The sequence below is a fragment of the Acidobacteriota bacterium genome, from assembly GCA_009861545.1.
Lineage (GTDB): Bacteria > Acidobacteriota > Vicinamibacteria > Vicinamibacterales > UBA8438 > WTFV01.
This window is the reverse complement of the sequence record VXME01000123.1, coordinates 1-9086: the sequence shown is the minus strand read 5'-3', so window position 1 is coordinate 9086 and position 9086 is coordinate 1. Positions and strand designations below refer to the sequence as shown.

At 68.8% G+C, this 9086-nt stretch carries 9 protein-coding genes and 1 pseudogene; 7 read left to right on the top strand and 3 right to left on the bottom strand.

Translation table 11 applies throughout. From position 1 onward, the window contains the following. The coding region (locus F4X11_19630) for a hypothetical protein (GenBank protein ID MYN67211.1) at positions 1-304 on the bottom strand (304 nt) is incomplete at its 3' end. 242 nt (positions 305-546) lie between these two features. Between F4X11_19630 and F4X11_19625 the strand changes: the two genes are divergently transcribed. The 4 genes from F4X11_19625 to F4X11_19610 all read left to right on the top strand — a co-directional run bounded on the left by F4X11_19625 (position 547) and on the right by F4X11_19610 (position 2941). Beyond that, a complete protein-coding gene (locus tag F4X11_19625) occupies positions 547-816 on the top strand; it encodes a helix-turn-helix transcriptional regulator (GenBank protein MYN67210.1) in 270 nt (89 codons plus the stop codon). An 18-nt stretch (positions 817-834) separates the two neighbouring features. Further along, positions 835-1230 (top strand): VOC family protein, encoded by a 396-nt coding sequence (locus F4X11_19620; GenBank protein MYN67209.1) that lies wholly within the window; start codon positions 835-837, stop codon positions 1228-1230. Between the two features lie 133 nt (positions 1231-1363). Then, positions 1364-2032, top strand: coding sequence for a hypothetical protein (locus F4X11_19615; protein ID MYN67208.1), 669 nt, complete (start codon positions 1364-1366; stop codon positions 2030-2032). Positions 2033-2200: 168 nt separating this feature from the next. After that, the gene (locus F4X11_19610) at positions 2201-2941 is read left to right on the top strand and encodes an SDR family oxidoreductase (protein ID MYN67207.1); all 741 of its coding nucleotides are present in this window, start codon (positions 2201-2203) and stop codon (positions 2939-2941) included. A 27-nt stretch (positions 2942-2968) separates the two neighbouring features. On the opposite strand, the gene F4X11_19605 is transcribed toward F4X11_19610, so the two are convergent. Next, positions 2969-4210 (bottom strand): C4-dicarboxylate ABC transporter, encoded by a 1242-nt coding sequence (locus F4X11_19605; protein ID MYN67206.1) that lies wholly within the window; start codon positions 4208-4210, stop codon positions 2969-2971. After that, complete coding sequence (locus F4X11_19600) at positions 4207-5631, bottom strand: MmgE/PrpD family protein (GenBank protein ID MYN67205.1); 1425 nt, start codon at positions 5629-5631, stop codon at positions 4207-4209. Before F4X11_19600 ends, F4X11_19605 begins: the two co-directional genes overlap by 4 nt. 178 nt (positions 5632-5809) lie before the next feature. Here F4X11_19600 and F4X11_19595 point away from each other — a divergent pair, with 178 nt between their 5' ends. From F4X11_19595 to F4X11_19585, 3 genes and pseudogenes are all read left to right on the top strand, one after another. After that, positions 5810-6268 carry a hypothetical protein gene (locus F4X11_19595; protein MYN67204.1) on the top strand — a complete coding sequence of 153 codons (459 nt, stop codon included), beginning with the start codon at positions 5810-5812 and terminating at the stop codon, positions 6266-6268. 124 nt (positions 6269-6392) lie between these two features. Further along, on the top strand, positions 6393-8228 hold the full coding sequence (locus tag F4X11_19590) for a hypothetical protein (GenBank protein ID MYN67203.1): 1836 nt from the start codon (positions 6393-6395) through the stop codon (positions 8226-8228). A 454-nt stretch (positions 8229-8682) separates the two neighbouring features. Next, positions 8683-8833 (top strand): annotated as a pseudogene (locus F4X11_19585) (tripartite tricarboxylate transporter permease). Positions 8834-9086 lie beyond the last annotated feature (253 nt).

Genomic DNA, 9086 nt, shown 5'->3' with positions numbered 1-9086 from the left:
CGATGATGTCACCGAAGTAGAAGCCGCCGAAGTTGTTGCCGTGCATCAGCAGGACGACGTGGCCGTTGGCCGCGCCGGTCGGCGCGATGTCCATGTAGGACATGCGCACGTCCTGGCTGTAGACACTGATGTCGAGATACTTGCTCGGGGCCGGATACGGGCACTCGTCGCACGTGATGCTGCCCGGCTTGATGTCTGTCGGCGTCGGTACCGGCGGCAGAATGTCGCCGCCCTGGGCGCCGGCGGCGGCCGCCAGACCGAGAATCACGAGCACCGAGGCGAGTGTTCTGAGATAAACAGGCATGAGTCCTACTCCGTCCTCTAGAGGTGTCGCCAAATGTACCATACGCCGGTGGATCGAGCCAGAGTCGCCCGCGCGCACAGGGCGGCCGGAAGTCGCCGACGTGCTCGGCCATCCCCTCGACACCACGACGATCGGCATGGAGAGTTGCTCCCGGGGCGCTCCAGGGGCAGTTGACATGCAAGGATACACTTGCATATCATGGGATCCGACGTGCAAGCGGGCACTTGCCTTGGACTGATCTTGTGGACGTGTATCGCGCCATCGCTGACCCGACCCGGCGAGCCATCCTGGATGAACTCGTCGATCGGTCGGGCCAAACGCTCTTCGAGCTCTGCGCACGCCTGACCATGAAGCACGGCATCAACTCCTCGCGGCAGGCGATCACGCAACACCTGGACGTCCTGGAGGCCGCCGGGCTGATTCGCACGCGGCGCGAGGGCAGGTCGAAGTTGCATTGGTTCGAGGGCGGACCGCTGAAGGCCATCGCACAGCGTTGGCCGATCTCGACATGATGAAAGGGCATTCGAACAATGAGAATCAACGCGACCAGCGTCATGGTAGACGACCAACAGAAGGCGCTTCGCTTCTACACCGAAACGCTTGGCTTCCAGTTGAAGCACAACATCCCGCTGGGAGAGCATTCCTGGATCTCTCTCGTATCCGAGGAAGCTCCGGAGGGGACGGAGTTGGTGCTCGAGCCCGATGAGCATCCCGCGGCGCGTCCGTTCAAGAGGGCGCTCGTGGACGACGGTATCCCCTGGACCTCCTTTGCGGTCGACGACGTCGAAGCCGAACACGAGCGCCTCCTGGCCAGAGGCGTGCGATTCGTGCAGCCGCCAACCGACCTCGGGACCGTCATTACGGCGGTATTCGACGATTCGTGCGGCAACCTGATCCAGATCGCCCAGGAGAAACCTCAACCGTGATGGTCTCGAGCGGTCGCGGACGCCCCATGGTCGTGGCCGGATAGACCTCCGCGTTGCCTGGCGCGGCGGCGTCCGGATGCGGGTGGGCTAGAATGAAGCCTGTTCACCGATCGTGAAGGAGGGAAACGATCAGATGAGAAACAAACGAATCCGGTTGGCGGCTACGGCGGTCTTCGGTGCGCTGGTCCTGTCCGGGCTATCGGTCGTGGCCCAGCAACAGGACCCGCCGCCGATGGGCTTTTTCGTCACCAGCACCGGCCTCGGCGACGGCGCCAACCTGGGTGGGCTCGACGGCGCGGACGCCCACTGCCAGACGCTGGCCGCCGCGGCGGGCGCCGGCGACCGCACGTGGCGGGCCTACCTGAGCACGCAGGGCCCCGGAGCGGTCAACGCACGGGACCGGATCGGGGCAGGACCGTGGGCGAACGCGCAGGGCCTCGTCATGGCCACCAGCGTCGAACGCCTGCACTACGACAACTCCACCTTCAACTGGACCCACTCCCTGGACGAGAACGGCAACCAGTTCGCATCACGCATCGATGGAGACCCCGACTTCACCGAGCACGACGTGCTGACCGGCACCCGGATCGACGGCACGGCGTTCCCGGAGGGCGAGGACCGCACCTGCGGCAACTGGACCAGCAACGACGACGGCAGCGCCATGCTCGGCCACGCCGACCGCTACTCGTTCACGACGCCGGGTTCGCCCTGGAACACCGCCCACCCGTCACGCGGTTGCTCACAGGAGAATCTGGTGGCCACGGGAGGGGCCGGCCTGTTCTACTGCTTCGCCATCGACTGATGGACATTCGATGAGAGAGAGACGCGACGGCGTCCCGTGGTTGGATCCCCGGGGCGCCGTGCGCGCTCGCAATCGCACGCTCGCCTCGGCCGCAAGACCGATTGCCGGAGCATTGCCGCTCCGGCAACCCGCCCGGGTTGTCGATAACCTCGGGGCGCCGTCCTCGGCATGAGCCAATCTCCCGATCTGGGCGCCGAAGTGGCCCTGGTGACCGGCGGCAGCCGGAACATCGGCCTGGCGATCGCGCGGACCCTCCGCGCCGCCGGGGCCCGGGTCTGCATCTGGGGCGGGTCGGATCCGGCGGCGCTGGCCGAGGCGCTGGACGCAATCGACGGCGGTGCGGACGAGCGTTGCGGCATGCTGGTGCGCGTCGACGACGAGCCCGCCGTCGTCGACGGCTTCGAGGAGATCGGGGCCCGGCTGGGGCCGGTGTCCATCCTGGTCAACAACGCCGCGATACGCCCCGACGAACCCCTGGAGACGACGACGCGCGCCGCCTGGACGTCGGTCCTCGACGTGACGCTGACCGGCGCGTTCCTGACGTCGCGGGAGCTGTTCCGCCGTCTGCCGCAGGACCGCAACGGCGCCATCGTCAACATCGGCGGTCTCACCGCCCACCGGCCGAAGCGGGGCCGCGTCCACGTGATCACGGCCAAGGCCGGCCTGATCGGCCTGACGCGCGCCCTGGCCGAGGAGGGCCTGGGCCGGATCCGGGCCAACTGCGTCGTCCCGGGCGCGATCGACACCGTCCGGCCCGACGGACGGCCGCCTCCCCATCTCGACGACGCCGGCCATGCCGCCGGAAGCCCCGAAGCGGTCGCGCGAGCCGTGCTCGCGCTGGCCGACCCGGGCGAACCCTACGTCACCGGTCAGACGCTGCACGTCAGCGGCGGCCGCTTCATGCCGTGACCCGGACGGCGGCGGTGGGCGTGGCCTTTACCCGAACAGAATCCAGCAGAGCGCTGCGCCGACCACGGACATCGACAGCCCCCACGCGAGGAGCGCGTTGAACAGCGCGCGCGTGTTGGTGCCGGGGGGCGCGGCGGCCAGATACAGGGCGCCCACGGTGGAGAGCGCCGAGAGATCGACGAGCCCGCCGCCGACGGTGATCGACCACGCGAGGTGCACGTGTTCGACGGCGCCAATCTGCTGCGCGAGGTCCGGCACCATGGGCAGGAATGCCGGCATCACCACGCCGGACGTGCTGCTGTACACCGATATCAGGCCTGTCCCGAACGCCATCATCGGCACGACCGTTTCCGAGGTGGAAATGCCGGCCAGCCCGCTCGTGAACAGGTCCATGCCCTGGGTCCTCTGCATTATCGAGATCAGCACCGTCACCCCGGTGACCATCAGGATGACGCCCCAGGGCATGCGCTGAATGGCTTGCCGTTCGTCGACGCTGCCGAGGAGTGTGAGCAGCGCGGCGACGAGGACCGCCGTCAGGCCCACGTGCGCATCGAAGCCGACCACCGCGACGATCAGCGCCGCGATGCCGGCGACGGTCAGCCAGTGCCTGCGTTCGAAGGGCTCGACGTCCGGCTCCCCGGAGCCGGCATCTCCCTGGTGTCGGCGAAAGAGCTTCAGGCCGCCGAGCAGCACGAAGCCGCCCAGGCCCACGATCGAGTGCGCCAGCACGTTGTACCCGTAGGTCTGCCACTCGAGGCCCTCGAGGCCGATGCGCGCCATCACGTCGTTGGCGACGACGCCGCCCGGCGCGAACGGCGACAGCGTGCCCGCCAACGCGCCGTTGCCGGTCATGATCGCCATCAGCAGCGGCGGTATGCCCACCCGCCCCGCGACGGCCATGGCGGGCGCCGCCAGCAGGGCGCTGGCCGGCGTGCCGCCGGGACCGATCGTGGACACGACCACGCCCACCGCGAAGAACATGAGCGGCAACACCCCCGCGTTCCCGCGGCAGAGCCGGACGGCCCGTCCCGTCAATCTGGACAGCGTGCCGTTGGTGTCGGCCATGCTGAACAGCAACGTGACGCCGACGAGCGTGACCAGCAGCGGCACGGGAAAGCCGGACAGGACGGTATTGACCGACATGCCGCCCAGGTACACCCCCACCAGCCAGGCCATGGCCAGCGACAGGATGCCGACGTTGACTCTCGTGAGAACACTCAGCGCGACGGCCAGGACGAGCGCTCCGACCGAGACCCACGCGAGCATCATGGCGCCGCAGCCGCGGGGGCTGCGCTCAAGAGGCGGGAGAGCTCGCTCACGTCGGACAGGTCCTCCAGCGCCTCGACCATGCCGGCGGTCTCGTCGATCGCCGGCGGGGGCAGCACGAGCGATGCGCAGTCGCTGAACTTCTCGTGGAGCTCCTCGCGGGTGAACGGCAGGTCCGGCCCGCCCCGATAGCGTTCGTCCGCCTCCTCGGCGAGGGTGCGGCCGTCGTCGAGATCCACCTCGACGGTGCTGCGGATCTTCTCCCAGCCCTTCGCCTCGATCTCGGGGTCGAGCACGCGCTCCACCTTCCGCATCATCGCCTGCACCGGCGCACTCCGGACGAACTCGTCGTTGAACTCGTGAACGCCCGCCTTCCGCCGGAGCGCGATGGCGCTCACCATGAACGCCGGACAGAACTTCGCCTCGAGCTCGTTGCTCGCGATGGGGTACCGCAACGGATTGAGGATGTTGGACCCGGCGCGCACGCGAATCCGCACGATGCGCTCCGGCTGCACGTCATGCGCGATCACCAGCCGCCGCATGGCGTCCATCGTCGGATGCCCGAGCACGCCGCACGGGTACGGCTTGATCGATACGCCGGGCCACACGATCGCATGCGGGTCGCCGAGCCTGCCGACGATACGGTCGGCGTCGAAGCCCTCACCGTGACTGAACGCCTGGAAGAAGCCCCACGGCGGATCGAGGGCGTCCCGGCCTCCCGTGAAGCCGCGCGCGGCGAGCTCGGCCGCGACCACCCCGTTCTGCGCCGCCCGGCCCACGTGCAGCGGCTTGGTCATCGACCCGAAGTTCACGCGGATGCCGGAGGCCGAGCTCGCCGCGATGGCGAGCGCGTGCGCCATCCGATCGCCCTCGAGACCCAGCAGCCTGCCGGCGGCGACCGCCGCGCCAAACGTGCCGACGGTGCCGGACGAGTGGAAGCCCTTCCTGTAGTGGCCGGGGCTGATGGCCTCGGCGATCTTGCACTCGACCTCGAAGCCGGTGAGAAACGCCTCGAGGAACGCCTTGCCGGACGCGTGCTGCCGCTCGCCGATGGCCAGGGCGGCGACCATCGGCGGCACCGTCGGGTGCGTCAGCAACCCGAAGATCCGGTCGGGGCTGGTCGCCAGTTGCGTGTCGTCCCAGTCCAGCGCATGGCCGCTCGTCCCGTTGAGCAGCGCCGCCGAGGACGCACCGCTCCGGAACGGCTCGGGGCCGAACGCGGTGGACTCCGGCTTCGCGTCGACCGTCTGCACCCAGCCGCGCAGGATACGGCCCGCGTCCTGCGTCGATCCGGCCAGCATGACGCCGAGCCCGTCGAGGACGCAGCGCTTCGCGATCCGGACGGCCTCCGGCGGACAGTCCTGCCAGCGGGTCCGGTCGACGAAATCCACGACCGCGCTCGTGGCGCGCTGCTGGTCGCTCACGTGAACGCCCTCGACGAATCGGTCTCGTCAAGTTTCAAGCCGGGCCAAGTCTTCCAGGTGCTCATGGCCTCCGCTGCTCTCCCCGGTCGTCTGTCGATCCTATACGCGGTCGCGACAGGTGTTAGGATTCGGTGCGCGCAGCACGGACGCTGACGACCATTCGGGAAGGGGACAGAAGATGAGAACAGCAATGCTCACCGTCGCGATCAGCCTCGCGTTCAGCGGCCTGGCCTTCGCCCAGGACGACCCGGCGCCCTGCGGGCCGGCGGGCGACCTCGCGATGGAATTCTCCAAGAACGTCGCGGCCGACTCGCGCTGCTTCGAGATCCGCATGTACACGGCCGAGCCGGAGATGGACGGCAAGGGCGGCATCGACAACTTGCACCGGCGCTTCCGCGAGGGCGAGGTGGCGCTCTTCGAGAAGCACGGCGCCGAGGTCGTCTGGGCTTGGCAGAGCCTGGACAATCCCAACACGTTGATCTGGATGCTGGCCTACCGCGACCGCGCCCATCGCGATCAGGTGTTCGCGGACTTCCGGGACGACCCCGACTGGCACGAACTGCGCGCGAAGTACGAAGTGCCGCTCAGCGCCGAAGTGTTCATGATGAGCGCCACCGACTACTCCAAGCTCAAGTAGCCCGCCGGAGCGTCTCGAGTTGCCCCGGCCACGTGAAGCTTCGCATGGCCGGGGCCGCAACCGGGCGGGCGGCGCGGACGAAGGCATGGCCCGGGTTCGTTGAAGCAAACGCGGGAGCACGACGATGAGAGCAGTTCCGACCTCGTTGGTGTTCATCCTTGTCTTGACGTCCGCGGCGGCGCTGGAGGCCCAGGTTCTCGACCGCATCTACGTCGACCAGTACATGCCGCTGCGGTCCGAGCTGATGATCGCCGACGCGGACGGGAGCAACCCCCGCAAGCTCGTGCCCGGCATGCAGATCGACTACAACGCGTCGTTCTCCCACGGCGGCGAGTGGGTCGTGTTCACCTCGGACCGCAGCGGGTCGGCCGACATCTACCGCGTGCGGCTGGACGGCCGCGACCTGGAGCGGCTGACCGATTCGGCGGCCTTCGACGACCAGGCGGCGCTGTCGCCGGACAATCGCTCGCTGGCCTTCGTCTCGTCCCGCGGCGGCGCCACCGACATCTACCTCATGGACCTCGCGAGCCGCGAGATCCGCAACCTCACGAATGCGCCGGGCGGCGACTTCCGCCCGAGCTGGTCTCCGGACGGACGGACGATTGCGTTCAGCTCCGACCGCGGCACCGGGTTTCCCCACCAGGGCTACCCCGGTCCCGCCGGCAAATGGGAGCACGTGCAGGCGGCCGGCGTCTACGTGATCGGAGCCGACGGCACGGGCCTGCGCAAGCTCACGACGGACCCGGAGATGATGGCGGGATCGCCGAAATGGTCGGCCGACGGCGCCACGATCGTGTTCTACGAGATGCCCGTGCGGAACACCGTCAGCGCGCACTTCGGCGGCGGCTCGTCGCGCATCGTCTCGGTCGACCTGGCCACCGGCGAGCGTACCGTCCACGCCGCGGGTCCCGGGCTCAAGGTATCGCCGCAGTTCATCGGGCCCGATCGCATCGCCTGGCTGATCAAGACCAGAAGCACCGGGACCCTCGCGTTCACGAGCGGCGAACAGAGCACGTCCGAAGACCGCGCCAATCCCTCGTGGTCACGGGACGGCGAGCGCGTCGTCTATCACGCCGGCCAACTGGAGACGATGCACCATTACTCCAACACGCCGGGTCGGCGGTTGCTCGGCACCGTGGCGAAGCCCGGCTTCGAGCTCGTGCACGCGAGCGGCTGGCCGGCCGTGTCGCCCGACGGCCGCACCCTTGTCGTGAGCGAGCGCACGCCGAGCGCCGACCGGATGGCGCTGGTCCTGTGGGACGTCGACGGGACCGACCCGCGGCGGGTGTACCAGGATGACGTGACCGTGATGGGCCTGGAATGGTCGCGGGACGGGCGGTGGCTGACGTTCGGCGCGGGCGCCTTCTTCCTCGGTCGCAGCCGCGGGCCCGCCGAGATCATGATCATGAAGGCGGACGGGTCCGAGGTGCGTGTGGTCACCTCGGGACCGGGCAACGCCGGGTTCCCGAGCTGGTCGCCCGACGGGACGGAGATCGTGTATCGCTACTGGACCGGGAACGAGCGCGGAGAGGGGCTGCGCATCGTCGACGTCGCCACCGGCAAGTCCCGCATCCTGACCACCGAATACGACACCCTGCCGTTCTGGTCGCCCCGGGGCGACGTGATCATGTTCACCCGCTACGCCCCGGACGACCGCTTTCGGTACGACGAGTTCGACATCTACACCATTCGGCCGGACGGCACGGACCTGAGGCGGCTGACCGATGCGGAAGGCAACGACGCACATTCCCTGTGGTCGCCCGACGGCGACTTCATCCTCTTCAGCAGCTCGCGTTTCGGCTACAAGGACGAGTCGCCGCTCGTCCTCAACCAGCCGCAGCCGTATGCCGAGCTGTTCATCATGAACGCCGACGGCTCCAACCAGCGGCCCCTGACCGACAACCAGTACGAAGAAGGCACGCCGGCGTGGCTCCCCGCGGACCTGTTGAAGCAGGAGTGAGCCGGCTCCGCCTGCGCGGGTTCGGGTCCGGCTACTGCACCTCGTCGTTCTGCGCCCGCGCGCCGCGAAGGATGTTGGTGACCGCGTAGTCCCCTCGTGGCAGGCGAACTCGAACAGCTCCTCCGCCGCCACGCCGCACGCCGACTGCTCCTGCGCCAGCGGGAAGCGCACGGTCCAGGGGCGCGTGAAGCGCGTGGTGTCGGTGAGGGTGGCCTCGTAGTCGATGGTCTCGGCGGCGACGCGCGTGAACCGCTCGACCAGGTGCAACTGGCTGGTCGGGGCGCGCCAGGTATTGTTCCACCGGTAGTGCGGCCGGTCCGGGAAGTTGCGCGACTCCACCACGAGCGTGTCGCCGTCCCAGCGGCCCCGCGGTTCGCCGTTCCACGGCGTGACGTTCGCGTGCGGACTCCCGTCCAGCGGGATGATGCGCCGCTGGTGGAACATCTCGTGGAAGATCACGGCGTTCCTGTCCTACAACGAAGCCCGCCGCTGGTCGCGGGCCCCGAAGGAGTTCGGCCGGGGGTCGCCCGAAGGCGTCGCGGCGCCGGAAACAACACCGTCGCCACGACAGCGCTCGTGCCCCTGCTGAGCTTCGGGATCCGGGCCTGACGCTGGCGGCCGGCATGGCCGGCGCGGTGCTGCGCGTTTTCAGATTCCCTCTGCTCCCAGCGGTCCTCGGGGTCGTCCTCGGAGACTTGGTTGTCCGGGGCTCGTACGCGAACAGAATCCAGCAGAGCGCTGCGCCGACCACGGACATCGAGAGCCCCCACGCGAGCAGCGCGTTGAACAGCGCGCGCGTGTTGGTGCCGGGCGGCGCCGCGGCCAGATACAGGGCGCCCACGGTGGAGAGCGCCGAGA

Excerpts from the sequence above, each read along its gene's own strand:
- F4X11_19590 (MYN67203.1), top strand. The coding sequence starts at position 6,393 with ATGAGAGCAGTTCCGACCTCGTTGGTGTTCATCCTTGTCTTGACGTCC.
- F4X11_19610 (MYN67207.1), top strand. The coding sequence starts at position 2,201 with ATGAGCCAATCTCCCGATCTGGGCGCCGAAGTGGCCCTGGTGACCGGC.
- F4X11_19595 (MYN67204.1), top strand. The coding sequence starts at position 5,810 with ATGAGAACAGCAATGCTCACCGTCGCGATCAGCCTCGCGTTCAGCGGC.
- F4X11_19605 (MYN67206.1), bottom strand. The coding sequence starts at position 4,210 with ATGATGCTCGCGTGGGTCTCGGTCGGAGCGCTCGTCCTGGCCGTCGCG.
- F4X11_19620 (MYN67209.1), top strand. The coding sequence starts at position 835 with ATGAGAATCAACGCGACCAGCGTCATGGTAGACGACCAACAGAAGGCG.
- F4X11_19615 (MYN67208.1), top strand. The coding sequence starts at position 1,364 with ATGAGAAACAAACGAATCCGGTTGGCGGCTACGGCGGTCTTCGGTGCG.